Origin of the sequence: Guptibacillus hwajinpoensis (assembly GCF_001039475.1) — a bacterium.
GTDB lineage: Bacteria > Bacillota > Bacilli > Bacillales > Guptibacillaceae > Guptibacillus > Guptibacillus hwajinpoensis.
Map to the genome: position 1 here is coordinate 914511 of NZ_LELK01000004.1, position 26000 is coordinate 940510.

23 protein-coding genes and 2 riboswitches are annotated in these 26000 nt (G+C 42.2%); of the genes, 22 read left to right on the plus strand and 1 reads right to left on the minus strand.

Features of this window, described 5'->3' with window-relative positions; genetic code table 11:
- The first annotated feature begins 29 nt into the window (after window positions 1-29).
- Window positions 30-140, plus strand: a riboswitch (SAM riboswitch).
- Between the two features lie 72 nt (window positions 141-212).
- The 18 genes from AB986_RS14690 (at window position 213) to AB986_RS14775 (ending at window position 21478) form a co-directional block, all read left to right on the plus strand.
- The gene (locus AB986_RS14690) at window positions 213-1991 is read left to right on the plus strand and encodes a PLP-dependent aspartate aminotransferase family protein (RefSeq protein WP_048311926.1); all 1779 of its coding nucleotides are present in this window, start codon (window positions 213-215) and stop codon (window positions 1989-1991) included.
- A gap of 22 nt (window positions 1992-2013) precedes the next feature.
- Entirely contained in the window at window positions 2014-3015 is a 1002-nt protein-coding gene (locus tag AB986_RS14695) for an aliphatic sulfonate ABC transporter substrate-binding protein (RefSeq protein ID WP_048311928.1), read from the plus strand.
- A 15-nt stretch (window positions 3016-3030) separates the two neighbouring features.
- Window positions 3031-3864, plus strand: coding sequence for an ABC transporter permease (locus AB986_RS14700; RefSeq protein WP_048311929.1), 834 nt, complete (start codon window positions 3031-3033; stop codon window positions 3862-3864).
- 9 nt (window positions 3865-3873) lie between these two features.
- The gene (locus AB986_RS14705; RefSeq protein WP_407921923.1) at window positions 3874-4611 is read left to right on the plus strand and encodes an ABC transporter ATP-binding protein; all 738 of its coding nucleotides are present in this window, start codon (window positions 3874-3876) and stop codon (window positions 4609-4611) included.
- A 17-nt stretch (window positions 4612-4628) separates the two neighbouring features.
- Window positions 4629-6281, plus strand: coding sequence for an acetate--CoA ligase (gene acsA / locus AB986_RS14710; RefSeq protein ID WP_048311932.1), 1653 nt, complete (start codon window positions 4629-4631; stop codon window positions 6279-6281).
- Between the two features lie 14 nt (window positions 6282-6295).
- On the plus strand, window positions 6296-7501 hold the full coding sequence (locus AB986_RS14715) for a homoserine dehydrogenase (RefSeq protein ID WP_236690391.1): 1206 nt from the start codon (window positions 6296-6298) through the stop codon (window positions 7499-7501).
- Between the two features lie 334 nt (window positions 7502-7835).
- Window positions 7836-8741, plus strand: a complete 906-nt coding sequence (ilvE, locus tag AB986_RS14720; RefSeq protein ID WP_048311933.1) for a branched-chain-amino-acid transaminase — start codon at window positions 7836-7838, stop codon at window positions 8739-8741.
- A 353-nt stretch (window positions 8742-9094) separates the two neighbouring features.
- Window positions 9095-10816, plus strand: coding sequence for an acetolactate synthase large subunit (gene ilvB, locus AB986_RS14725; RefSeq protein WP_048311934.1), 1722 nt, complete (start codon window positions 9095-9097; stop codon window positions 10814-10816).
- Window positions 10813-11334 (plus strand): acetolactate synthase small subunit, encoded by a 522-nt coding sequence (gene ilvN, locus AB986_RS14730; protein ID WP_048311936.1) that lies wholly within the window; start codon window positions 10813-10815, stop codon window positions 11332-11334. Before ilvB ends, ilvN begins: the two co-directional genes overlap by 4 nt.
- Window positions 11335-11600: 266 nt before the next feature.
- Complete coding sequence (gene ilvC / locus AB986_RS14735) at window positions 11601-12626, plus strand: ketol-acid reductoisomerase (RefSeq protein ID WP_048311937.1); 1026 nt, start codon at window positions 11601-11603, stop codon at window positions 12624-12626.
- Window positions 12613-14154, plus strand: a complete 1542-nt coding sequence (locus AB986_RS14740; protein ID WP_048311939.1) for a 2-isopropylmalate synthase — start codon at window positions 12613-12615, stop codon at window positions 14152-14154. The genes ilvC and AB986_RS14740 overlap by 14 nt, the downstream gene beginning before the upstream one ends.
- A 16-nt stretch (window positions 14155-14170) precedes the next feature.
- Entirely contained in the window at window positions 14171-15277 is a 1107-nt protein-coding gene (leuB, locus tag AB986_RS14745) for a 3-isopropylmalate dehydrogenase (RefSeq protein WP_048311941.1), read from the plus strand.
- A 26-nt stretch (window positions 15278-15303) separates the two neighbouring features.
- Window positions 15304-16716: a 3-isopropylmalate dehydratase large subunit gene (gene leuC / locus AB986_RS14750; protein ID WP_407921924.1), complete on the plus strand. Its 1413-nt coding sequence runs from the start codon at window positions 15304-15306 to the stop codon at window positions 16714-16716.
- Window positions 16717-16731: 15 nt separating this feature from the next.
- Complete coding sequence (gene leuD / locus AB986_RS14755) at window positions 16732-17322, plus strand: 3-isopropylmalate dehydratase small subunit (RefSeq protein WP_048311944.1); 591 nt, start codon at window positions 16732-16734, stop codon at window positions 17320-17322.
- Entirely contained in the window at window positions 17319-18329 is a 1011-nt protein-coding gene (gene ilvA / locus AB986_RS14760) for a threonine ammonia-lyase (RefSeq protein ID WP_236690392.1), read from the plus strand. Before leuD ends, ilvA begins: the two co-directional genes overlap by 4 nt.
- Before the next feature lie 135 nt (window positions 18330-18464).
- A riboswitch (SAM riboswitch) is annotated at window positions 18465-18573 on the plus strand.
- Window positions 18574-18926: 353 nt separating this feature from the next.
- Entirely contained in the window at window positions 18927-19949 is a 1023-nt protein-coding gene (locus AB986_RS14765; RefSeq protein WP_048311950.1) for a methionine ABC transporter ATP-binding protein, read from the plus strand.
- On the plus strand, window positions 19942-20610 hold the full coding sequence (locus AB986_RS14770; protein WP_048311951.1) for a methionine ABC transporter permease: 669 nt from the start codon (window positions 19942-19944) through the stop codon (window positions 20608-20610). The genes AB986_RS14765 and AB986_RS14770 overlap by 8 nt, the downstream gene beginning before the upstream one ends.
- A 25-nt stretch (window positions 20611-20635) precedes the next feature.
- Window positions 20636-21478 carry a MetQ/NlpA family ABC transporter substrate-binding protein gene (locus tag AB986_RS14775; RefSeq protein ID WP_048311954.1) on the plus strand — a complete coding sequence of 281 codons (843 nt, stop codon included), beginning with the start codon at window positions 20636-20638 and terminating at the stop codon, window positions 21476-21478.
- A 49-nt stretch (window positions 21479-21527) separates the two neighbouring features.
- Here the strand turns inward: AB986_RS14775 and AB986_RS14780 are convergent, their stop codons facing one another.
- Window positions 21528-22478 carry an L-lactate dehydrogenase gene (locus AB986_RS14780; RefSeq protein WP_048311956.1) on the minus strand — a complete coding sequence of 317 codons (951 nt, stop codon included), beginning with the start codon at window positions 22476-22478 and terminating at the stop codon, window positions 21528-21530.
- Window positions 22479-22839: 361 nt separating this feature from the next.
- On the opposite strand from AB986_RS14780, the gene AB986_RS14785 reads away from it, so the two are divergent.
- The 4 genes from AB986_RS14785 to sufD all read left to right on the plus strand — a co-directional run bounded on the left by AB986_RS14785 (window position 22840) and on the right by sufD (window position 25998).
- The gene (locus tag AB986_RS14785; protein ID WP_152671024.1) at window positions 22840-23142 is read left to right on the plus strand and encodes a carboxymuconolactone decarboxylase family protein; all 303 of its coding nucleotides are present in this window, start codon (window positions 22840-22842) and stop codon (window positions 23140-23142) included.
- A 263-nt stretch (window positions 23143-23405) separates the two neighbouring features.
- A complete protein-coding gene (locus AB986_RS23010) occupies window positions 23406-23546 on the plus strand; it encodes a YuzK family famiily protein (RefSeq protein WP_486606315.1) in 141 nt (46 codons plus the stop codon).
- A 340-nt stretch (window positions 23547-23886) separates the two neighbouring features.
- Entirely contained in the window at window positions 23887-24672 is a 786-nt protein-coding gene (gene sufC / locus AB986_RS14790; RefSeq protein WP_048311960.1) for a Fe-S cluster assembly ATPase SufC, read from the plus strand.
- 18 nt (window positions 24673-24690) lie between these two features.
- Complete coding sequence (gene sufD / locus AB986_RS14795; protein ID WP_048311962.1) at window positions 24691-25998, plus strand: Fe-S cluster assembly protein SufD; 1308 nt, start codon at window positions 24691-24693, stop codon at window positions 25996-25998.
- The last annotated feature ends 2 nt before the right edge of the window (window positions 25999-26000 follow it).

Here is a 26000-nt window from a genome sequence, read left to right on the forward strand (position 1 = left end):
TAGGAACGAAAAACAAACTAAATAATTCACTCTTATCCAGAGAGGCAGAGGGACTGGCCCGATGAAGCCCGGCAACCATTAAGCAATGCTTAATAAGGTGCTAACTCCAGCAGAATAGCTACTATTCTGAGAGATAAGGGGAGGCTGATGCCCTCTTCTTATTGAAGAGGGCATTTTTGAATTATTTTTGACTAAAAATTGGAGGAATACCGATGACACAATCATATCAATTCGACACGCTTTCCCTACATGGTGGACAGTCACCAGATCCAACAACAGGCTCTAGAGCAGTACCGATCTATCAAACGAGTTCTTATGTATTTCACGATAGTGAGCATGCAGAAAGGCTATTTTCACTCGATGAACCTGGAAACATTTATTCAAGAATAGGAAATCCAACTGTAGATGTTTTTGAAAAGCGGATGGCTCTTCTCGAAGAAGGTGTTGCAGCTGTCGCGACGTCATCAGGGCAAGCAGCCATTGCCCTTTCAATTATGAACATAGCAAGCGCAGGCGACGAAATCGTGGCAGCTTCGAATTTATACGGCGGTACTTATAACTTATTTGCCGTTACGCTTCCGAGATATGGAATAAACGTTACGTTTGTTGATCCTACAGATCCTGAAAATTTCAGAGATGCTATTACAGACAAAACAAAAGCTGTATTTGCAGAGATTATTGGTAATCCAAGCTTATCCGTTCTTCATGTGGAAAAAGTTTCAGATATTGCCCATGAAGCAGGAGTGCCGCTAATCGTTGACAATACATTTGCAACGCCATATGCATGTAAGCCACTAACGCTAGGAGCTGATATTGTTGTTCACTCTGCTACAAAGTGGATTGGAGGACACGGCACATCAATTGGTGGCGTCGTGATTGACGGTGGGCGCTTTAATTGGAACTCATCCAAATATCCAGCATTCATTGAACCGGATGAAAGTTACAACGGCATTCGCTATGCGATCGACTTTGCAACGCTAGCTTTCAGCACAAAGCTTCGTGTTCAATTGCTACGTGATTTCGGATCATGTCTTAGTCCGTTTAATGCTTTTCTACTTCTACAGGGACTTGAAACACTTCACCTTCGAGCAGAAAAACACAATCAAAATGCATTGAAACTAGCAGAATACTTGCAGAACCATCCTGCTGTCGAGTGGGTAAGCTACCCTGGATTGCCTTCTCACCCATCTCACCAAGATGCCCTGGAGATTCTTTCAAATGGATTTGGTGCAGTTGTGAACTTTGGAATTAAAGGTGGAAAATCCGCAGGTAGAGAGCTCATAGATAATGTATCGCTCTGGTCTCACCTTGCGAACGTAGGAGATGCGAAAAGCTTAATTATTCATCCCGCAAGTACAACTCATCAACAGCTTAAGAAGGAGCAGTTGGAACGAGCCGGCGTCAAAGAGGAACTTATTCGTCTATCTGTTGGAGTGGAAGGTTCGGATGATTTGATCTTTGATCTGGATCAGGCGCTTCGAAAAGCAACAGGATTGGAGAACGACAGTCGAATTGTCATAAATGATGAAGGCGAGATTAGGTGGGCGTTGCAAAGTCCTTACGTGAAAGAAAGTATCGATGGGAAAGAAAGTCAAAGACAAAAAACACTTGCCGTTGTAGGTCTCAGTGGCAATGAAGCCCGTCCAAGTCATCGTCTAGCAAGGAAAATGCAGAGACTCGGTTACAAAATCATTCCGGTCAATCCAAAGGCTCATACGATTCTCGGAGAAAAAGCATACCCAGATCTACGAAGTATTCCAAATCAAATTGATGTTGTTCAAGTATTTAGAAGCCCTGAAGCAGCCATTGAAGTAGCGAAAGAAGCAGCAGAAGTTAAACCGCGCTTGTTCTGGCTTCAGGAAGGTGTCGTTTCAGAGAAAGCAGCACAAATAGCAGCGGATGCTGGATTACAGGTTGTTCATAACCGCTGCACTTATAAAGAAGCCCAGAGGCTCAGAGGAACGATATCAACGTATGCGTGTGAGATCTAAATAAGGAGAGGGAGAAACCATTATGAGAAAAATTCAATGGATTGATGTTAGAAGGTTAAGTGTACTCTTGCTAGCGGTTGTCGTTCTAATTAGTGCAGGTTGCTCTTCGTCAGAAGCTAATTCAAGTGCACCAGAGGAAATTCGAGTTGACTATGCTTATTACTCACCAACTAGTCTAGTTGTAAAGAAATTTGGGTTCCTTGAAGAAGAATTTAAGGACGACAACATTCAAATCGAATATGTGCTCAGTCAAGGAAGTAATAAGGCATTGGAATTTCTAACGAGTAACAGCGTTGACTTTGGTTCGACTGCAGGCGCAGCTGCTTTAATGGCAAAAGCAAAAGGAGCGCCGGTTAAGAACGTTTATATTTATTCAAAGCCTGAGTGGACAGCGCTCGTCACTAATAAAGATTCCGAGATTAGTAGTGTAGAAGATTTAAAAGGAAAAAAAGTAGCTGCGACGCTAGGAACAGATCCATACATTTTCTTACTTCGTTCTTTAAATGAAGCTGGATTATCTCAGGATGACATTGAGCTGGTAAACCTTCAGCACGGAGATGGGGCTTCGGCACTAAGCACCGGTCAAGTTGATGCATGGGCTGGTCTTGATCCTCATATGGCAAGGGTAGAACTTGAGACAGATGCTGAACTTTTCTATCGAAATGCAGATTTGAACACGTACGGGTTTTTGAATACGCGCACAGAGTTTGCTGAAAAATATCCTGAACATGTGAAACGCGTGATTAACGTCTACGAGAAAGCTAGACAGTGGATCCTTGATCATCCAGAAGAAGCAGCTGAGCTACTAGCTGAAGAAGCGGACATTCAGTTAGATGTAGCCAAGAAACAGTTAGAACGTAATGATTTCTCAAATCCGATTCCAGGAGAAGAGCAGAAAGAAGCGATTATAGCAGCAGGTAACGTTCTGCAAGAAAGTGAGATTATTGACGCTGAAGCAGATGTTGAAGAATTAACGAATGAGTTAATTGATCCAACCTTCGCAGAAGAAGTTATTACGAAATAGAAAGGAGCGGTTGATATGGCGAGACAAGGGCATTCGGAAGCCTTACCGCTTAGAAGTCTAGAGAAGGCGCCTAATAAAAAGAAACTAACAGTACACCCTGCCATTATCGGGAGTATCCTTCCTATTCTATTGCTTTTGATCTGGGAAGCACTAAGTCGATTAGCCATCCTCCCCACCTATTTGCTACCAGCACCAACAGTTATTGTAAACACGATAATCGAGCTGGGTGCTGATGGCTCGCTTTGGGGGCATATCGGAATTACACTTTATCGTATATTTATTGGATTTCTTTTAGGCGCTTTTGCTGCCTTAATACTAGGTTCATTTGTAGGCTTTTATCGAAAAGCGGAACAGCTTTTTGATCCTATTATTCAGGCGTTCCGCTCCATACCATCTCTAGCGTGGGTTCCCCTCTTTATTCTTTGGATGGGCATTGCTGAAGCATCGAAAGTGACGTTAATTGCCGTTGGTGTTTTCTTCCCAGTCTATCTAAATGTTGTGAGCGGAATCTTGAGCGTTGATCGTCAATTAATTGAGGTAGGAAAAATGTACGGACTAAGCAGTTTTCAACTTGTTAAAAGAATTATTCTTCCTGCATCACTTCCTTCTTTTCTAGTAGGCCTGAGAAGCGGACTGGGACTTGGTTGGATGTTTGTTGTAGCGGCAGAATTAATGGGAGCAAGTCAGGGACTTGGCTACTTGCTTGTTCTTGGACAGAACACGTACTCTCCTGAACTTATTATTGCAAGCATTGTTCTGTTTGCGGTGCTCGGCAAAGCGACTGATGCATTATTGAAAAAGATAGAAAATAGATCACTCCATTGGCAAGATCGGATGGAACAACGGTGAGGAGGGTCCATGATGAGTCTAAAAGTTCGGAACGTTAGTAAGGAATTTGAGAATAGAAAAGCGATTGAAAACATCTCATTTAGTACTGAGCGCGGAGAAATCATCGGCATTCTAGGAACGAGCGGCTGTGGAAAAAGTACGCTGTTACGAGCGGTATCAGGGTTAGATACGTCTTACAGTGGTGATGTTCTTCTAGATGGTCAGGTTTGCAGACATGTTGATGAACGACTCGGCTTTATTTTTCAACAGCCAAGACTTATGCCGTGGTTATCGGTAATAGAGAATGTCTCGTTTGGCTTAAGTGGAAGAAAAGATGAGAAGCAAAAGAACGCAGCAAGATACTTGGATCTTGTAGGGCTTAAGGGAAACGAAAGTGACTATCCTAAACAACTTTCAGGGGGGATGGCGCAGCGCGTTGCGATTGCACGTGCTCTTGTCACCTCACCTGAATACTTGTTGCTTGATGAGCCGTTTAGTGCCCTTGATGCTTTTACGAAGATGAAGCTACAAGACTTATTATTAGAGATTTGGGAAGCTTACCAAACTACGATTCTACTTGTAACACACGATGTTGAAGAGGCGCTCTATTTATGTGACCGACTTATCATCTTGAAAGGACAGCCTGGAACAATAGATGAAGAGCTACTAATTGATGAACCACGACCTCGCTCCCGTGGAAGCGCAAAGCTAGCCGCGTATAAAGAACATATTCTAAACAGGTTGGAATTAACGACACCTGTAAACTAGCCAGGAGGGATCAGCATATGACCACGACGACAAACCAACTTCCTTCACAAGCTTTAGAAACAAATCTAGGGAGCTATAAGGAAATCTACTCTACATTTGAATGGCAAAATCAAGAGAATCGATTGATTAATCATTCTACTGGAAAAATGAATGCCGCTTACGAATGCATTGATCGGCATGTCGCAAATGGGTACGGAAATAAAACAGCTTTACATTATGTTAATGGAGACACAAAACAATCGCTTACGTTTAGTGAAATAAAAGAAAAAACAGATCACTATGCTGCTGTATTAAAGAAGCACGGAGTTGAACGAGGAGAAAGAGTTTTTATCTTTCTACCGAAAAATCCTGAATGCTACATTGCCATTCTTGCTGTTATTAAAGTCGGTGCTATTGCCGCACCACTCTTTGAAGCTTTTATGGAAGAAGCCGTGAAGGATCGTATCAATGACTGTGAGGGAACCGTTCTCCTTACAGATGAGGAGCTTTGGAAACGTGTTCCTGTGAAAGACATTCCTTCATTAAATCTTATTCTTACAGCAACGGAAATAGAGAACACCATTGTTGGGAGTAAATCTCCGATTGAATGGGTTGATCCAGAAGATGGTTTAATTCTTCATTATACGAGCGGATCGACAGGCAAACCTAAAGGAGTACTACACGCTCATCGTTCTATTATTCATCATTATCAGACTGGACATTGGGTTCTTGACATAAAGGAAACAGATGTATACTGGTGTACTTCTCATCCAGGATGGGTGACGGGAAGTGTGTACGGACTTTTTGCACCATGGTTGAATCGAGCAACTATTGTTATTTCAGGTGGACGATTTGATGCAGATCAATGGTATAGCCTAATTGATCAATTGAATGTCACAATTTGGTATAGTGCACCTACTGCATTTCGGATGTTAATGGCAAATGAAGATATCGTACAAAACTATAATCTGAATTCGCTTCGCCACATTTTGAGTGTAGGCGAACCACTGAATCCAGAAGTAATTGATTGGGCATTCCGAGTGTGGGGGCAGCGAATTCACGACACATGGTGGATGACAGAAACGGGAGGGCATCTCATTGTTAATTTTCCGGGTGAAGTTATTAAGCCAGGATCAATGGGGCGTCCCTTTCCAGGTGTAAAGGTAGGGATCCTTGATGAAGATGGAAATAAGTTGCCGGCAGGGCAAACGGGTCAGCTTGCAATTGAAGCTCCGTGGCCAGGCTTGATGAAAACCGTGTGGAATAACTTGGAGAAATTCGAAAGTTACTTTCCATACAAAGGATGGTATGTCTCAGGAGACCTTGCTTATCAAGATGAGGAAGGATATGTTTTCTTTCAGGGACGTGACGACGATATGATTAATTCTTCTGGGGAGCGAATTGGACCGTTTGAAGTCGAAAGTGGGCTGATTACCCACCCAGCAGTAGCAGAAGCAGGTGTTGTGGGGAAACCGGATAAAGTAAGGGGAGAAATCGTTAAAGCATACATCACCTTACGTACAGGCTATGAACAAACGGATGAACTTATCCAAGATATTCGACTTCACGTAAGAAAGAATCTCGCTGCACATGCTGCTCCTAGAGAAATAGAAGTACTAGATGAGCTTCCGAAAACAAAAATCAGCGGGAAAATTTTACGTAGAGTATTGAAAGAGCGGTCAATACAATAATGGGGGTGATGTCAGTGGAAACACTTCATGTAGCACTGATTGGTTTCGGGACAGTCGGTAAAGGGATATACGAAAGCATTGAAGAACAGCGAGAGCAGTTAGAGAGTTTGCTTGGTAAGACAATTTCAATAGATGCCATATTAATTAAAGATGGAGACATCAATAGAGAAGTAGACAATAATGTACTACTAACGACTAATGTCGAAGATCTACTGAGTCTACCTCAGCTTGATGTCGTTTTTGAAGCGATTATTGGTGTTGAACCTGCTCGAACGTATTTAGCTAAATTTATCGAAAAAGGCTGTCATATTGTTAGTGCTAATAAAGAGTTATTAGCACATAAAGGCAAAGAGCTAAGGAGCCTTGCGACCAAATACAAGGTTGGATTAAGGTACGAAGCGGCAGTGGCAGCGTCTATCCCAATCTTAAGCACATTGAGAGAAGGATTAAAGAGCAATCAAATTCAAGAAATCAGCGGAATCTTAAACGGAACATCGAATTTCATTCTTAGTGAACTACAGCAAAAAGAGCTCTCATTTGAACAAGCGCTTAATGAAGCTAAAGAGAAAGGCTATGCGGAAGCTGATCCGACGAATGACATTAAGGGATGGGATGCTTTCTATAAAATTCTCATTCTCTCAGACCTTGTCTATGGCGAGCAGCCCGAATGGGACAGAATTATAAGAAAGGGAATTGACGAAGTGACGTCTGCAGACATCAAAAAAGCGGAATCAATTGGCTTTCGAATAAAACACATCGCATCGCTCAAGCCAAGTGCTGATGGACCTGTCATTTCAGTAGAGCCAGTCGCGGTCACATCATCTCATCCATTTTTCCATGTAGCGGGTGTCAACAACGCACTCCAAGTAACTGGTAACTTAGCAGGTAGTATTACACTAAATGGACCTGGTGCAGGTGCTTATCCAACTGCTAGCGCTATGATTGAGGATTTACTTAGCCTCTACCGCAACAGTTCCGAAAGTGTCTTTTATTCTCCATCTAAGGAGAATGGAGCTGAAGTACCTGACTGGTTATTGTTAGGTGAGATCTCAGAAGTGATGTCGATTGAACTTCTCCCTTTATCAGAAAATGGTGCATATTATGCTAGTGGTAATAGAAGCGATATCGAAACGTATCTCGAGCAAAACCCTTTCCTCAAGCTATATCCGCTCAAGGGTTTGATTAAGGAGCATGATAGGTCTAATCTGGCTCTTGTATAAGTATTCATTCCCCTCAAAAATAGAGGGGTTTTTTCAATTCTATTTATGTAAGCGCTTTATTAAAATTTACAATAAAAAATATTGTGTTATGAAATCTCACGCTTGGCAATGATGTAAGCGGTTCCAAAAAGACTGATATATCTAAATTATCAAAAAACTTTCAAAAGGGGTGTTGACCTACACTTCAAACCGGCGTAATATAATCCTCAATTAAACAAAGTATTCAAACAACTCACACTAAACAAGCGAAGGGCCGAACTTAAAAGAAATGGTCCTTAAATAACATCTTGATGCTTTACTGCGTCTATCTAATAAACAGAAAGGAGTGAACAAGGTGAGTGAACAGTGGATCTACCTTAATAAAGAATTTGTAAAAAAAGAAGATGCCAAAGTATCGGTATACGATCATGGCTTCCTCTATGGCGATGGGGTGTTCGAAGGAATTAGAATGTACGACGGCAACGTCTTCAGACTAGAGCACCATCTAGAGAGGCTTTATGATTCAGCTCATTCGATCATGCTGAAAATAAAGCAGACCAAGGAGGAAATGACTGACATTATTGTTGAGACGCTGAAGAAGAACAAACTTCAAGATGCGTACATTCGTATCGTAGTGTCACGCGGTGTTGGTAATCTAGGGCTTGATCCATTCACATGTAAGGAGCCTCAAGTGATTGTTATTGCAGAATCACTGGCCTTGTTCCCTAAGCATCTATATGAATCGGGAATTGATATCGTAACGGTGGCGAGTCGAAGGAACCGGTCGGATGTACTTAGTCCAAAGGTTAAATCATTGAACTACCTCAATAACATTCTAGTTAAAATCGAAGCCAACCTTGCTGGTGTAAGCGAAGCTCTAATGTTAAATGATCAAGGATATGTTGCTGAAGGATCGGCTGATAACATCTTTATTGTAAAAGGCAACGTTATTAAAACACCGCCTGGCTACGTTGGGGCGCTTGAAGGTATTACGAGAAATGCCATCATGGAGATCGCAAGAAAGAAAGGTTATGACATGAGGGAAGAAACATTTACGCGACATGATGTCTATGTTGCAGATGAAGTGTTTCTGACTGGTACAGCTGCCGAGGTTATTGCTGTCGTGAAAGTAGACGGTCGAGTAATCGGCGAAGGAAAACCTGGTAAAACAACAAATGAACTTCTTGGAGCATTTCGTAACATTGTCACTGTAGATGGCGTAAGTGTTTACCCGTCTAAGCGTGATGTGCAAGCAGGATAAGGATAACAAATAAATATTCATAATCGATGACGAGGCAAAAGAATCAGGATTTGGTATTAACCAGAGAGCCGGTAGTGGTGGAAGCCGGTATTACCCCCTGAATCGACATCCCCTCCGAGTGTTGATCTGAAATGAGTAAGCTAGGATCAACCAAGTGTCCTTTGACACTTGTTATCAAAGCGAGCAGCATAGCTGTTCATGAGGCGACTAGTTCAAATAGGTCGCAAAATAGGGTGGTACCGTGAAGTCTTTTCACCCCTATGGACCGTAAGATGCGGCGTAGGGATGAGAAGGCTTTTTTATAGTTATAAGGTAGGAAAGTTAGTCTGTTAGACAATAAAGCATTGGAGGGTATGAGTATGCGGGCGAAGGCGAAACCAGAAGCCGAAGCGATAACAACTGAAATGACCGGGGCAGAAGTGTTGATTCATTCGTTAAAAAAGGAAAATGTAGAAGTGCTCTTTGGATATCCAGGAGGTGCGGTTCTTCCAATCTATGACGCATTGTATCGATCACCAATTAAGCACATTCTCTCAAAACATGAACAGGGTTCCATTCATGCAGCGGAAGGTTATGCAAGAGTTAGTGGTAAGCCTGGTGTTGTCATTGCAACTTCAGGACCAGGAGCTACTAATCTAGTAACAGGCATTACAGATGCCATGATGGATTCGTTGCCACTCGTTATTTTCACAGGTCAGGTTGCTAGTACTGTCATTGGCACAGATGCTTTTCAGGAAGCAGACATTATGGGGATAACGGCACCAATTACAAAGCATAACTATCAGGTTAGAGACGTTCAAGATCTACCTAGAATCATTAAAGAAGCGTTTCACATTGCGTCAACAGGACGTCCCGGTCCTGTTCTCGTTGATATCCCTAAGGATGTGGCAAACAAAACCATTTCACCCGACTACGACTCAACTATTCATTTACCTGGCTATCAACCAACGTTTTCACCGAATATCTTGCAGATTAAGAAGCTTGCAGATGCGGTTGGTCAGGCAAAGAAACCAGTTATTCTAGCCGGTGCTGGTATCCTCCATGCCAATGCTGGTAAAGAGCTTTTAACATTTACTGAGAAAAATAAGATTCCAGTGGTCAACACACTTCTCGGTTTAGGAAGCTATCCAGGACAGCATCCTCTCTTCCTAGGAATGGGAGGAATGCATGGAACGTATACAGCGAATATGGCCTTATATGAATGTGATCTGCTCATTAGCATCGGCGCACGATTCGACGATCGATTAACAGGAAACCTTGCTCATTTTGCGAAGAATGCAGTCGTTGCCCACATTGATGTAGATCCAGCTGAGATCGGAAAGAACGTACCAACGCAAATACCGATCGTATCGGATGCAAGAGAAGCTCTTAGGAAACTAGTAGATGTTGATTCAGAAACACCAGATACAGAGGAATGGCGAAGTCAATTAACAGAGAACAGTAAGAATTATCCTCTCTGGAAAAAAACGAATACAGATGAGTTTCTACCACAGCAGGTCGTTGAACTTGTCCATGAGTATACGAAAGGCGACGCAATCATAACGACAGACGTTGGACAGCATCAAATGTGGGCCGCTCAATATTACGCCTTTACAGATGCCAATCGATGGGTCACATCAGGTGGATTAGGAACGATGGGCTTCGGTTTCCCAGCAGCAGTTGGCGCACAGCTAGCATTTCCAGATCAAACGGTAGTTGCGCTAACAGGTGACGGTGGTTTCCAAATGACTCTGCAAGAATTATCAACACTTCAAGAACTGAACCTACCTGTTAAGGTCGTTATCATGAATAACCACACACTTGGTATGGTAAGGCAATGGCAAGAAGCGTTCTACGAAAAGCGTTATTCTCATTCGTTGCTTCCTGTTCAACCGGATTTTGTGAAGCTAGGTGAAGCATATGGGATTAAGTCTTATAAAGTAACAACACAAGAAGAAGCTAGAGGTGTTTTTGAAGAAGCCTTTTCACACCGAGATCCCGTATTGATCGATTGTCGAGTGAGTGGAAAGGAAAATGTATATCCAATGATTGCGCCTGGTAAAGGGCTTCATCAGATGATTGGGGTGAAACCATGAAACGAATCGTTACCGCAACAGTCATTAATCAAAGCGGTGTTCTAAATCGTATTACAGGCTTGATGACGAAGAGGCAGTTTAATATCGAAAGCATCACGGTAGGTCATACAGAAACAGAAGGCGTTTCGAAGATGACATTCGTTGTAAACGTAGACGGAGATGGGAAAATTGAGCAGCTTATCAAGCAGTTGAATAAGCAAATCGATGTCTTAAAGGTCTCGGACATAACAGATCAGGCAATCGTAGTCCGAGAGCTCGCTTTAATCAAAGTCATTAGTAACGCGCAGATCAGAAGTGAAATATCAGGAATTATCGAACCATTCCGTGCATCCATTATCGATGTAAGTCGCGAGAGCATTACAGTACAGGTGACCGGAGACTCAGAGAAAATCGAAGCCATTATCGATCTCCTAAGACCATACGGAATCAAAGAAATGGTCCGAACTGGAATCACAGCCTTCCCACGAGGAAGTCAAAAATCAGTAACAGATATAAAGCAATTTTCTATATTAAATTAGCTACCTAAGATTTGATTATGGAAGAGATAGTGTAAACCTATTCACATTTCAAAGTTGATTGGAGCGGAAGGGTGCTCGACTCCTGCGGGATTAGCGGGACAGGTGAGACCCCACAGGCGCGCCTTTAAGCGCCGAGGAGGCTCACCGCCCGCCCCGCGGAAAGCGAGCATCCTGGAGCGGAAATCAACCACTACTCTCAAGGCAACAATATCTACGAAAACAGCCTAAATTAACCAAAAAACCTAATCGAGAAGGGATGAATCAAAATGGCAAAAGTATATTATAACGGTGATATCAACGAAGGAACTCTAAAGGGGAAGAAAATCGCAGTCATTGGTTATGGTTCTCAAGGTCACGCACACGCGCTAAATCTTAGTGAAAGTGGGTTTGATGTAACAGTTGGTCTACGAAAAGGACGTTCATGGGATCAAGCAGAAAAGGATGGCTTCGATGTAAAAACGGTCAAAGAAGCAAGTGATGAAGCGGATGTTATCATGGTTCTTCTTCCGGATGAGTATCAACCTGAAGTGTACAAAGCGGAGATTGAACCTGGTCTTCGTGCAGGTAACGCATTAGTATTCGCACATGGATTCAACGTTCACTTTAATCAGGTTGTGCCACCAGCAAATGTTGATGTGTTCCTAGTAGCTCCTAAAGGTCCAGGTCACTTAGTAAGACGAACATTTGAAGACGGAGCTGGTGTGCCGGCACTATTCGGTGTTTATCAAGACGTTTCAGGTAACGCAAAAGAACTAGCACTTGCTTACGCAAAAGGAATCGGCGGTGCACGCGCTGGTGTTCTTGAAACATCATTTAAAGAAGAAACAGAAACAGATCTATTCGGCGAACAGGCGGTCCTTTGCGGTGGACTATCTTCCCTTGTGAAAGCTGGATTTGAAACGCTGACAGAAGCAGGCTACCAGCCAGAAGTTGCTTACTTTGAATGTTTACACGAACTTAAGCTAATCGTTGACTTGATGTATGAAGATGGAATCGCTGGTATGCGCTACTCAATCTCTGATACAGCTCAATGGGGCGATTTCGTATCAGGACCACGTGTTGTTGATGCTGATACAAAGGCACGCATGAAAGATATTCTTGAAGATATCCAGACTGGTAAGTTTGCTAAAGGATGGATCTTAGAAAATAAGCTAAATCGTCCTGAATTCCATGCGATCAATGAGAAAGAAAAACAGCATCCAATTGAACAAGTAGGGAAAGAGCTACGCGCTATGATGCCGTTTGTGAAACCAAAATCGAAAAAGGAAGTGGTTGCCAGTGCGAAAGATTAATGTATTCGATACAACGCTTCGTGACGGAGAACAGTCAGCCGGAGTCAATCTGAATGCATTAGAGAAACTGGAGATCGCGAAACAACTAGAAAGACTTGGAGTCGACATTATGGAAGCAGGCTTTCCTGCTGCTTCCAGTGGAGACTTCCAGGGCGTGAAAAATATCGCGGATACGGTTCGGAACGCATCAGTAACTGGACTTGCGAGAGCGAATGTAGGCGATATTGATGCAGCCTGGGAAGCGTTGAAAGGTGGTGCTGATCCAAGGCTTCACGTTTTTCTAGCCACTTCTCCCATTCACATGACGCATAAGCTTAAGAAAACGCCGGACGAAGTCGTGGAAACAGCAGTAGAAGCTGTAAAGTATGCAAAGCGGTTCTTCCCGAAAGTTCAGTGGTCGGCTGAAGATGCTTGTCGATCGGATCGTTCCTTTCTTGCCAAAATTATTAAAGAAGTAATTGATGCTGGTGCATCAGTCATTAATATTCCAGATACAGTAGGTTACAGAAGTCCACAGGAATATGGAGAGCTGTTCACTTATTTAAGAAACAACGTGCCGAATATTGAAGGTGTGGATCTTTCAGCGCATTGCCATAACGACCTTGGCATGGCCGTTGCGAACTCGCTTGCTGCAATCGAATGTGGGGCAACTCAAATCGAAGGCACAATTAATGGCATTGGAGAGCGAGCTGGTAATGCTGCGATCGAAGAAGTAGCTGTAGCACTCCGCATTCGCAATGATTTCTATCAAGCAGAAACTGGATTGAAGCTTGATGAAATCAAGAGAACAAGCAATCTTGTTAGTAAACTAACAGGTATGGCTGTTCCAGGTAACAAAGCGGTTGTAGGAGCAAATGCATTTGCTCATGAATCAGGGATTCACCAGGATGGTATGTTGAAAGAAAAAACAACATATGAAATTATCAGCCCTCAACTGATTGGTGTCCAATCTACCAGTCTTGTACTTGGTAAACACTCTGGACGACATGCTTTCAGAGATCGAGTGAAAGAGCTTGGTTTTACATTAGATGATACGAAAATTAATGAAGCGTTCAAAGAATTTAAAGATCTTGCTGATAAGAAGAAGCAAGTAACAGAGGATGATCTGTTCGCGCTATTAACGGATATTCAAACAGATGAAATCGCTGAGAAATATGAGATTCATAGCTTGCAGGTGCAATATGGTACTGCAAACATTCCAACAGCGACCATCTCAATTGAAGCGCCTGATGGAACGATGCTGCAGCAAGCTGGCACTGGATCAGGTAGTGTTGAAGCCATTTACAATACGCTGGAAGAGATGATGCCAGGAACGCTTAAACTTCAAGATTATCGGATCAATTCCGTTGGTGGAGGAAGAGATGCTCTTGCTGAAGTTCATGTACGTGTCACGTATAACGGAGTGGAGTCAAATGGGCGGGGAACAGCCCAGGATGTGCTTGAATCCTCAGCTATTGCTTACTTGAATGCAGTGAATCGCGTACTTGTACGTGAAAGTTATCAAGTGAAAAAACAAGCGCACGTATAACAAGGAGGTTTGATGGATGAAGAGAAAAGTTGCGGTATTACCCGGTGATGGTATTGGTAAAGAAGTAATGGAAGGTACGATGAAAGTTCTGAGTGCCGTAGCAGATCGATTTGGCCATACGTTTGAATTTCACAAAGGAAGGATCGGTGGGGACGCTATTGATCAAGATGGCATGCCCTTACCAGATGAAACACTTCGCATCTGTAAAGAAAGCGATGCTGCTCTTTTAGGTGCTGTAGGCGGTCCAAAGTGGGAGAGCCTTCCTGGTCATCTTCGTCCTGAACGTGGTCTACTTGGTATTCGTAAAGAGCTTGGATTATTTGCAAATCTTCGACCAGTTACAGCGTTCGACAGTTTACTGCATGCTTCTCCACTAAAGCCTGATCGAATTAAAGGTGTTGATATGTTAATTGTTCGAGAATTAACAGGAGGTCTTTATTTCGGTACTCCAAGTGAACGTCGAAACGGTGGGGACGAAGTTGTTGATACCCTTCACTATACAAGATCTGAAATTGAACGAATTGTTGAGCAAGGATTTGAAGCTGCAAGTAAACGACGACAGAAGCTAACAAGTGTGGATAAAGCAAATGTTCTTGAATCAAGCCGAATGTGGAGAGAAGTTGTGGAGGAGAAAGCAAAAGCTTATCCAGACGTTGAAGTAGAGCATATGCTTGTCGATGCTGCAGCGATGAAAATGGTTCAAAATCCGTCTCACTTTGATGTCATCGTAACAGAGAATCTATTCGGAGATATCCTTAGTGACGAAGCTTCTATGATTACTGGATCGTTAGGAATGCTTCCTTCTGCTAGTTTACGAAGTGATGGCTTTGGAATGTATGAACCCGTTCACGGTTCTGCACCAGACATTGCCGGTAAAAACCTTGCGAATCCACTTGCGATGATTTTGTCAGGCGCAATGATGCTAAAGTATTCGTTTGAAATGCACGATGAAGCAGAAGCGATTGAGAAGGCAGTTAAAGAAGTGCTTGATGCGGGTTACTACACAAGTGATCTAGCGAATGGTTCAACGAAAGCACTTGGGACCGATGCGATGATTAAGAAAGTTATTTATCAATTAGAAGAAGCTGGTGCAACAGCGGGCATCATGGAAGCATATGCCTGATGACGAAAGGTAAGAGGAGGATGGGTGTGGAGCCAAAAACAATTATTGAGAAGATTTGGGATAAACACGTTGTTCATCAAGAAGAAGGTAGTCCGGATCTTTTATATATCGATTTACATCTTGTGCACGAGGTTACTTCTCCGCAGGCTTTTGAAGGTCTGCGGATGAATAAACGCCGAGTTAGACGACCTGATTTAACCTTTGCAACGATGGATCATAATGTACCAACTATAGCGCGTCATATTATCAATGACCCTGTATCTAAAGTTCAAATGGAGAAACTTGAAGAGAACTGTAATGAATTCGGAGTGGAAATTGCGGATATAAATCATCCCGATCAAGGAATTGTTCATGTTATTGGACCTGAACTTGGGTTGACTCAACCAGGAAAAACGATTGTTTGTGGCGATAGTCATACCTCCACACACGGTGCGTTCGGTGCACTTGCTTTTGGAATAGGTACAAGTGAAGTTGAGCATGTGCTCTCGACACAAACTCTGTGGCAATCAAGACCAAAAACAATTGAAATACGAGTGAATGGTCATTTAGGATCAGGTGTTACGGCCAAAGACTTAATTCTTGCTGTCATCGCGAAGTTTGGTGTGAATGCTGGTACAGGCGCTGTTGTTGAATACACCGGAGAAGCGATTCGTAACATGACGATGGAAGAACGTATGACGGTTTGTAATATGTCTATTGAAGCGGGTGCGAAAGCGGGGCTAATCAGTCCTGATGAAACAACCTTTTTATACTTGAAAGGAAAACGGCATACTCCTTCAGGGGAAGCATTTGACGACGCAATTGCTGAATGGAAAAAGCTTGCAACAGATCCTGGAGCAGAATATGACGAAGTGCTTGAAATTGGTGCTGAAGAAATTGAACCCCAAGTAACGTGGGGAACGAATCCTTCAATGGGATCTTCTGTTTATGCAAGAGTTCCATTTCCGGAAGATTATGAAGACCCGGGAGATCAAAAATCAATTAAACAAGCACTAGCTTATATGGATCTTCAACCAGGTACACCGATACAAAACATTGATATCCAATATGTATTCATAGGTTCTTGCACTAACTCTCGTTTGAGTGACCTTCGCTCAGCTGCTGAGATCGTACGAGGACGAAAAGTTCACGAAGGTGTAACAGCACTAGTTGTACCGGGTTCGAAATCTGTTAAAAATGCTGCTGAAGCAGAAGGTCTTGATACAGTGTTCAAGGACGCAGGTTTTGAGTGGCGAGAAGCTGGTTGTAGTATGTGCCTTGCAATGAACGATGATATTGTACCTCCAGGTGAGCGCTGTGCCTCAACGTCAAATCGTAATTTTGAAGGTCGACAGGGTAATGGAGCAAGAACACACCTCGTTAGTCCCGCAATGGCCGCTGCCGCTGCGATTGAAGGAAGATTTACGGATGCAAGGAAAGTAAAACCGTTAGTAGTGTAAAAGGAGTGAGCAGTCCTGGAACCAATTAATGAATACAAAGGTGTTGTTTACCCTCTTGAAAAGGTAAACGTTGATACAGATCAAATTATTCCAAAACAGTTCTTGAAGCGGATCGAGCGACAGGGCTTCGGTCAGTTCCTTTTCTATAACTGGCGATTTGATGATGATGGTCATCCTAGAGACGATTTCAACTTAAACGAAGACCAGTATAGAAACGCATCGATCTTAGTAGCCGGCAAGAATTTCGGTTGCGGATCGTCGAGAGAACATGCGCCATGGGCGCTTCTAGATTATGGGTTCAAAGTTGTTATCGCTCCAAGCTTCGCCGACATTTTTTATAATAATTGTGTGAAGAACGGTATTCTACCGATCGCATTGAATCAAGATACTGTCTCAGAACTTTTCTCTAAATCAAAGAACGGATATGAACTCTTCGTTGAACTTGATAAGCAGCAAGTGAGTGATGCTAGTGGTGCAGTCGCTACTTTTAATATCGATCCGTACTGGAAAGAGATGTTATTAAATGGATGGGATGAAGTCTCACGAACACTTTCATTAGAAGATCAAATTAAACAGTACGAAGAAAAACAATTAGTAGGAGAGTGAATGATGTTGGGAATTACCAGGAGAAATATGGCGTACATGTCGTAAATGCAATGGAAAATCTGCTGCAAGCAGTTCATCGAACACCCTTACAGCAGTCGACTACACTTAATGAAGTCACACACAAAGATGTTTTTCTGAAAATGGAGAATTTGCAGCGAACCGGTTCCTTCAAAATTAGGGGTGCCTATAATAAGGTATCGATGCTGACGGACATTGAAGCAGCAAGAGGGATTGTTGCAGCATCTGCTGGAAATCACGCTCAGGGAGTCGCTCTTGCAGCAAGTGAGCGAGGAATTAAAGCTAAGATTTTCATGCCTGTTCATACTCCGACTAGTAAAATCGACGCAACTCGTTCGTACGGTGCAGAAATTGTGCTTGAAGGTGAATCGTACAACGAGGCTTTCAAAGGAGCAGAGCGAGAGCAGCAGGAGCGTGGAGCTACATTTGTTCATGCTTTTGATGACCCTGATGTAATGGCAGGCCAGGGAACGGTTGCGCTCGAAATGATGCAGCAGTGCCCAGATCTAGATACCATCCTTGTTCCGGTTGGAGGAGGTGGTTTGCTCGCTGGTATGGCATTAGCCGTTAAGACGTACTTTCCACACGTGAACATCATTGGTGTGCAAGCTTCAGAGGCATCTGCGACGTGGAATCGCTTTAAAGGTACTGGACCTAAAGTCCTTCACTCCTGTAAATCGATTGCAGATGGAATTTCTGTTAAAGAAGCTGGTAAATTAACTTACCCTATTATTGAGCAGCTAGTAGACGATATGGTGACAGTATCAGAAGAGGAAATTGCTACTGCAATCATTTTTATGCTTGAGCGGCACAAAACACTTGTCGAAGGTGCGGGGGCAGCTTCCTTAGCAGCTATTCTTTGCAAATCAAATCATTTGAAAAGCCGTAGAATTGGCGCAGTTATTAGTGGAGGAAATGCCGATATCGAGAAATTCTCCACGTATAAGAAACTTTCTGAGCGTGCCAAAACCATCAGAAGAATAAGCTGATGGTTTTCTCAATGCCTTTATAAACCAAATGTTTTAGATTATTGCGACTTTTTGCTCAGTAATTGACAGTCACATAGTCCCATGCTAAAATTCAGTTTAGTACTTAACCACAGTAAAGTAATTAGAATTTTATATCTCTTATTCAGAGAGGTGGAGGGACTGGCCCTATGAAGCCCGGCAACCGTCAAACAACTGTTTGAAAAGGTGCCAATTCCTGCAAAGCGTATGCTTTGAGAAATGAGAGGAAGACATTGTTTATTCCATGCCTTTCTGCTCATAGCAGAAGGGCATTTATTATTTTAGGCTCTTTTCTAAAAGATTGTTGTTTTTGAAATTATTTTCGTAAAAGAACCTGACTACGCTAATTGGAGCGGAAGGATGCTCGACTCCTGCGGGACTAGCGGGACAGGTGAGACCCCACAGGCGAAGCCGAGGAGGCTCACCGCCCGCCCCGCGGAAAGCGAGCATCCTGCAGCGGAAATTAACCCACGCTTATAGCAACAATGTATACGAAAAGAGCCTTATTTTATAAGTGCTAATGCTAAATAAGGAAGATATCCGTAGTGATGATCTTTTAATATAAGGGAAGTGAGACATGTGATTGAGCTAAAAGGCATTAACAAAACATTTTTTTCGAAATCTGGAAAAGTGGAAGCCGTAAAGAACGTTAACCTTTCAATTGAGAAGGGCGAAATCTTTGGAGTCATTGGATACAGTGGCGCTGGGAAGAGTACACTCATTCGGATGCTAAATCTACTGGAAAGACCAACGGATGGTACTGTCACGGTAGCTGGCAATAACTTATCCTCTCTAAATGAGAAGAAGCTCCGATCAGCAAGACAGGAAATTGGAATGATCTTTCAACACTTTAATATATTATGGTCTCGTACAGTAAGAGATAACATTGCGTTTCCGCTTGAAATATCAGGTATTTCGAAAGAAGACCGTAAAAAGCGTGTCGACGAGCTGATTCAGCTTGTTGGACTTGAAGGTCGTGAGAATGCTTATCCCTCACAGCTAAGCGGTGGTCAAAAGCAGCGGGTTGGTATCGCAAGAGCACTTGCGAACAATCCTAAAGTACTACTTTGTGATGAGGCTACATCTGCGCTTGATCCTAAGACAACAGATAGCATTCTCGAACTACTGACGGAAATCAACAAAAAATTAGGTCTTACTATCGTTTTAATTACACATGAAATGCACGTGATTCGAAAAATTTGTCATGGTGTTGCTGTAATGGAGAATGGCAATGTTGTGGAAGAAGGTTCTGTCTTAGAGGTCTTTCATCATCCAAAGGAACCGATCACAAAAGATTTTGTTAACCAATTGAGCGAACCAGAAGAAATGAAGGAATCGATTGCACATCTGGCAGCAAGTAACGATGGAGAACTTGTCCAGTTTACATTCATTAAAGGAAAAACAGGTTCACCTCTCGTGACAGACTTAATACGGAGATATGATGTTGAAGTAAACATTATTCAAGGGAAGATCTCCCATACGCAAGACGGACCATACGGGAAGCTTTCTGTGTTCATTAAAGGATCGCAACCTGTTATAGATGAGGCGCTTGCATATGTTCGCGGGCAAGGTGTTGAAGCGGAGGTGATTTTGAATGACTGAGTCACTATTTCCGAACGTTAATTGGGAAAACATGTGGGAAGCGACCCTACAAACAATGTATATGACGGCCATTTCTGTCCTAGCAACGTTTATCTTAGGTATTGCCCTTGGTCTACTGCTATTCCTAACAGCTAAAGGTAATATTTGGGAGAATAAGTTTGTGAATGGTATCATCGCTGGAATTGTTAACTTGTTCCGTTCCATTCCGTTTATCATTTTGATCATTTTGCTTATCCCATTGTCCGTTTATATTATCGGTACAATGCTAGGAGCAAATGCCGCACTTCCAGCACTAATTGCAGGGGCAGCCCCATTCTATGCAAGAATGGTTGAAATTGCGTTAAGAGAAGTTGATAAGGGAGTTATTGAAGCGTCTCAATCTATGGGTGCATCAAACGGAGCTATTGTTTTTAAAGTCCTACTTCCTGAGGCGATGCCAGCGCTTATTTCTGGTATTACAGTAACTGCAATTGCGCTTGTCAGCTATACGGCGATGGCAGGTGTCGTTGGTGCAGGTGGTCTTGGAAACCTTGCCTATCTAGAAGGTTTTCAACGAAATAATCCTGATGTTACGTTAGTTGCTACGGTCTTAATATTAGTTATTGTTGCTATTCTTCAAGTTAGTGGAGACTTAACAACAAGAGCAATAGATAAAAGATAAAGAGGAGAAAAGGAGAGATTCAGTTATGAAGAAATTGTTGTCAATCTTAGCTGTCCTTGCTTTGGCTGTACTTGCAGCATGTGGAGCAAACAACAGCAACAGTGAAGGTTCATCAGGCGAGGGAGAAGATTCGAACAAGCTTGTAGTAGGTGCATCAAACATTCCACACGCTGAAATTCTTGAAGAAGCAAAGCCGGTTCTGAAAGAAAAAGGCGTAGAGCTTGAAATTAAGACGTTCCAAGATTACATTCTTCCAAATAAGACGCTTGCTAATGGCGAGTTAGATGCAAACTACTTCCAAACAATTCCTTACATGGATCTTCAGATGGAAGAGAACGAGAACTATGACTTTGTTAACGCTGGTGGCATTCACATTGAACCAATCGGTGTATATTCAGAGGATTATGAAAGCCTAGAAGAGCTTCCAGAAGGCGCACAAATCATAATGAGTAACTCTGTATCTGACCACGGGCGTATGCTTTCTCTTCTTGAAGCACAAGGGCTAATCACTCTTGAAGAGGGTGTGAAAGCAGCAGATGCTACTGTAGAAAATATAGCAGAGAACCCTAAAAACATTGAGTTCAAAACAGATGTTGAAGCATCACTTCTTCCTCAGATCTATCAGCAGGGTGAAGGCGATGCAGTTATGATCAACACAAACTATGCAATTGACGCTGGTTTGAATCCGCAAGAAGATGCCATTGCACTTGAAGATTCAAATTCACCATACGTGAACGTCATTACTGTTAATAAAGGTGACGAAGACAACGAAGCTGTTAAAACACTAGTTGAAGTTCTTCGTTCTGAAGACATTCAAAACTTTATTAAAGAAGAATATAACGGTGCTGTTGTGCCAGTAAACGAATAAGTCACACAAAAGGTTCTCCACAGTTGTGGAGAACCTTTTGTTATAGTAATTATTCGTATTTTTGAATAGGCTCCATTGCCTTTCGTAAGGTTTGTGCTGAGTGATGGAATTTTTCCTTTTCGTTTGGATCAAGATCTAATTCAATTACTTCTCTTATCCCATTATTATTTACGATAGCAGGGACACCGATGTAAATGTCGTTCTGTCCATATTCTCCTTGAAGGAGCGTGGAGATGGTGAGAATTGAATTCTCATTTCGAATAATGGCTTTTGTTAATCGTACAAGCCCCATTGCAATGCCGTAATAGGTAGCACCTTTGCGGTTAATGATATGATAAGCAGCGTCGCGTACGTTAACAAAAAGATCATCAAGTTCGCCTTTTGCTCTACTATTGTTCTCGATTAGAGAAAGAATCGGTCTACTTCCAATTGTCGTATGACTCCAAATTGGAACCTCAGTATCACCATGCTCTCCGAGAATATAGCCGTGAACATTTCTTGAATCTACATCGAAATACTCACCTAATAAGTATCGAAATCTAGCTGTATCAAGAATAGTACCTGAGCCAATTACCCGTTCTTTTGGCAGACCAGAGAACTTCCAAGTTGCATAGGATAGAGCGTCTACAGGGTTAGTGGCCACGATGAAGATCCCGTCAAAACCACTCTTCATAACACTTGTAACGATCTTTTCGAATATCGCAGTATTCTTATCAATAAGATCCAGTCTTGTTTCACCTGGAGCCTGGTTTGCTCCTGCACAAATCACAACGATGTCAGCCTCAGCGCAATCTTCGTAATCCCCAGCCCAAATTTTCATAGGAGCACCAAAAGGAAGGCCGTGATTCAAGTCTCTAGCTTCACCTTCCGCTTTTTCTTTATTTAAATCGATTAATACAAGTTCATTCACAAGTTCTTGGTTTAATAATGAAAAGGCATAGCTTGTTCCCACAAAACCTGTTCCAATAAGTGCTACACGAGTCGTTTTTCCTTCAGACATGAGATCCACTCCTTTTTAGGTTTAGTACCAAGGTTATTTAAGGTTATAAGTAATACTCTACCCATTAATTGGGCGTCGCTCACATGGGAACACTCGCTAGTTCTTTTTCTGGAAGGCTCTTTCTGAAAGTAAGTTGTTTTTGAAAGAAGTTTTGTGAGAAAACCACATTTCGCTGATTGGAGCGGAAATCGACCACTACCTCTCTATAAAACAAACTCCTTGAAAATTTCATGGATAGCATAGTTCTTGTCTTCTCATACTAACATGGAATAACTAGAAGGAGGAATGCGTCTTGAAGCAAGAACAAGAATTCAACAATTTCTCAGAAGCGGCGCTGCATGATTATAAAGAAGGACTTGGCATGTTTACTGAGAAAATGCCTCAGCTTGCGAAGAAGTATAATGCATTTACAGAAGCCTGTTTTAAAGAAGGGGCAATAAGTCAGAAAGAGAAACAAATGATTGCGCTTGGTATTTCGATTTTCTCACAAGACGAGTATTGTATTATCTACCATACAAAGGGGTGCCTTGATCAAGGATGTTCTGAACAAGAAATTCTTGAAACTGTTGGAGTGACAGCTGCTTTCGGCGGTGGAGCTGCAATGAGTCAAGCGGTTACCTTAGTTCAAGAATGCATCAAAGATCTTGATCAAATGGCGCATTAATAAATCGACTTTCTTCTATTATAAATGTAGTTCATACGGGAGCTAATGAAATAGGGTGGATATGGGAGAGAAAATAAGAGAAAGAGTTTTTTGTTTATTCAGAACTCTACTCATCCTTCCATAGACTTCCTCAATCCTTTAAATGCTGTTTGTAGCTACTAATTCAACGTGGTAAAGTATCTGTGTAAGCAAAAAGATATCGAAAGGATTGATTCATTATTAGTTCGATGCGGTTAAACCACACACCTGAAATGGAAAAGGCGATGTACCAGTCTCACGGAGTAGGTTATGCAGAGTATAGCCGGAATTTCAATAAACGAATGGAAATCGAAAGAGACCGTGAGATGAATCACCGTCGAAGTCTTAAAATGGTAAGTGAATTCGACCGTAGACTCTCAAAATGAATCAGCATCCAGAAAGAACATAACACTTTAAACCAGTCGCCAGACTGGTTTTTTGTATTGAACTAATGTTGTGTGTTCATTGAATGGTCTACTATTAAATGGTAGTCTTAACTAGGGATAAACGAAAAAATCATCTTTCATTCTCATTGAGGAATAGTGGTAGTTCTTGTGGAGAACGCTAAAAGGTATGATCTTTCGGTTCCTTGATATTAGTTTGGATTTGTTATAAAATTAGAATGAAAATAGATTGAGAATGACTCAGCACACATTCCTTGACATACACCTTATAGATACTACAATAAGGAAGGAATAGTATAAACGTTATTGGAGGTATTCACAAATGGCAGCATCAACTCTTAAGATTGAAAATCTTCATGTTTCCATTGAGGGAAAAGAGATTCTTAAAGGATTAAACCTTGAAATAAATGGTGGAGAAATCCACGCAGTAATGGGACCGAACGGTACAGGTAAATCTACCCTCGCGTCAGCTATTATGGGGCATCCTAAATACGAAATCACTGAAGGCAGTGTCTTCCTTGATAATGAAGATGTACTTGAAATGGAAGTTGATGAGCGTGCAAAAGCTGGACTCTTCCTTGCTATGCAATATCCAAGTGAAGTAAGTGGCGTAACAAACGCTGATTTCCTTCGTTCTGCAATTAATGCTCGTCGTGAAGAAGGCGATGAAATTTCATTAATGAAATTCATCAAGAAGCTAGACAAGAAAATGGCAGAGCTTGATATGGGTGAAGAATTCGCTCAGCGTTACCTGAATGAAGGTTTCTCTGGCGGTGAGAAGAAGCGTAACGAAATTCTTCAACTTATGATGCTTGAACCAAAAATCGCTGTTCTAGATGAGATTGACTCTGGTCTTGATATCGATGCACTTAAAGTTGTATCAAAAGGCGTTAACGCTATGCGTAGCGATGACTTTGGTTGCCTAATCATTACACACTATCAGCGTCTATTGAACTACATTACGCCTGATAAAGTACACGTAATGATGCAAGGTCGTATTGTGAAATCTGGCGGCGCAGAACTAGCTCAGCGTCTTGAGTCAGAAGGCTATGATTGGATTAAACAAGAACTTGGAATTAAAGACGAAACAGTTGGTCAAGAAGCGTAAGCGGTAAGGAGGATGACAATGTCAGTGGATACGAAGATTGCATTCGATCAAGATTACATTAAATCTTTTTCAGAAAAACGCCAGGAACCGAAATGGATGGAATCCCTGCGTTTAAAGGCCTTAGAGAAGTCAGAAAACCTTCCTATGCCAAAGCCTGATAAAACGAAAATCGATAAGTGGAACTTCACTTCATTTAAACACGATGTACCTGCAGACGCTATTTCTTCACTGGATGACCTTCCAAAAGACGTACGTGAACTCGTTGCGAAAGATCAGCAATCAGGTAATCTTCTAGTACATCGTAATTCTACACCTGTTTTTCATCAGCTTTCTGAAGAGCTGAAAGAACAGGGAGTTATTTTCACAGATATTCAAACAGCTCTACAAGAGCACGGTGACCTTGTCGAGAAGTACTTCATGAAAGACGTTATGAAGGTAGACGAGAATCGCCTAACTGCTGTTCATGCGGCACTACTAAACGGAGGAACATTCTTATATGTACCTCGTAATGTTGAAGTAGACGTTCCTGTTCAAGCTCTATACTGGCAGGAAGATCCTGAAGCAGGTCTATTTAATCACGTGATTATCGTTGCTGAAGATAATAGTTCAGTCACATATGTGGAGAACTATCTTTCTTACGGAAATGATGAAGAGTCTGTTGCGAATATCATTGCTGAAGTACACGTAGGTCAGAACGCTCGTGTAACGTTTGGTTCTGTTGATAACTTTTCTAAGGGAGTAACAACTTACGTGAATCGTCGTGCGAATGTTGCTCGTGATGGTAAAGTTGACTGGGCACTTGCTCAGATGAACGACGGTAATACGGTATCTACGAATACAACGCACCTAATTGGTGATGGTTCGAACGCTGATTCTAAGACGGTTACAATTGGTCGCGGAGATCAGAAACAGAACTTCACGAATCAGATTATCCACCACGGTAAAAATTCTGAAGGTATGCTGCTTGTTCACGGTGTTCAAAAAGATAGTGCAAGTGCGATCTTTAACGGTGTAACAAAGATTGAGCATGGCGCTGCCAAATCAAACGGTGAGCAAACTCAGCGTGTTCTTATGATGAATGAGAAAGCACGTGGAGATGCTAACCCAATTCTTCTGATCGATGAAGATGATGTTATGGCTGGTCACGCTGCTTCTGTAGGTAAAGTTGATCCAATTCAGCTTTACTACTTGCAAAGTCGCGGAATTTCTCGTCATGAAGCAGAACGTTTGATAATCCACGGTTTCCTTGCACCAGTTATTAACGAACTTCCGATTGAAGGCGTTCGTAAACGTGCGGTAGAGGTTACTGAAGGGAAAGTAAATTAATG

Coding starts and splice junctions, on each gene's coding strand:
- AB986_RS14690 (WP_048311926.1), top strand. CDS start 213: ATGACACAATCATATCAATTCGACACGCTTTCCCTACATGGTGGACAG.
- AB986_RS14695 (WP_048311928.1), top strand. CDS start 2,014: ATGAGAAAAATTCAATGGATTGATGTTAGAAGGTTAAGTGTACTCTTG.
- AB986_RS14700 (WP_048311929.1), top strand. CDS start 3,031: ATGGCGAGACAAGGGCATTCGGAAGCCTTACCGCTTAGAAGTCTAGAG.
- AB986_RS14705 (WP_407921923.1), top strand. CDS start 3,874: ATGATGAGTCTAAAAGTTCGGAACGTTAGTAAGGAATTTGAGAATAGA.
- acsA (WP_048311932.1), top strand. CDS start 4,629: ATGACCACGACGACAAACCAACTTCCTTCACAAGCTTTAGAAACAAAT.
- ilvB (WP_048311934.1), top strand. CDS start 9,095: ATGAGTATGCGGGCGAAGGCGAAACCAGAAGCCGAAGCGATAACAACT.
- ilvN (WP_048311936.1), top strand. CDS start 10,813: ATGAAACGAATCGTTACCGCAACAGTCATTAATCAAAGCGGTGTTCTA.
- ilvC (WP_048311937.1), top strand. CDS start 11,601: ATGGCAAAAGTATATTATAACGGTGATATCAACGAAGGAACTCTAAAG.
- leuB (WP_048311941.1), top strand. CDS start 14,171: ATGAAGAGAAAAGTTGCGGTATTACCCGGTGATGGTATTGGTAAAGAA.
- AB986_RS14770 (WP_048311951.1), top strand. CDS start 19,942: ATGACTGAGTCACTATTTCCGAACGTTAATTGGGAAAACATGTGGGAA.
- AB986_RS14775 (WP_048311954.1), top strand. CDS start 20,636: ATGAAGAAATTGTTGTCAATCTTAGCTGTCCTTGCTTTGGCTGTACTT.
- AB986_RS14780 (WP_048311956.1), bottom strand. CDS start 22,478: ATGTCTGAAGGAAAAACGACTCGTGTAGCACTTATTGGAACAGGTTTT.
- AB986_RS14785 (WP_152671024.1), top strand. CDS start 22,840: ATGTTTACTGAGAAAATGCCTCAGCTTGCGAAGAAGTATAATGCATTT.
- AB986_RS23010 (WP_486606315.1), top strand. CDS start 23,406: ATGTACCAGTCTCACGGAGTAGGTTATGCAGAGTATAGCCGGAATTTC.
- sufC (WP_048311960.1), top strand. CDS start 23,887: ATGGCAGCATCAACTCTTAAGATTGAAAATCTTCATGTTTCCATTGAG.
- sufD (WP_048311962.1), top strand. CDS start 24,691: ATGTCAGTGGATACGAAGATTGCATTCGATCAAGATTACATTAAATCT.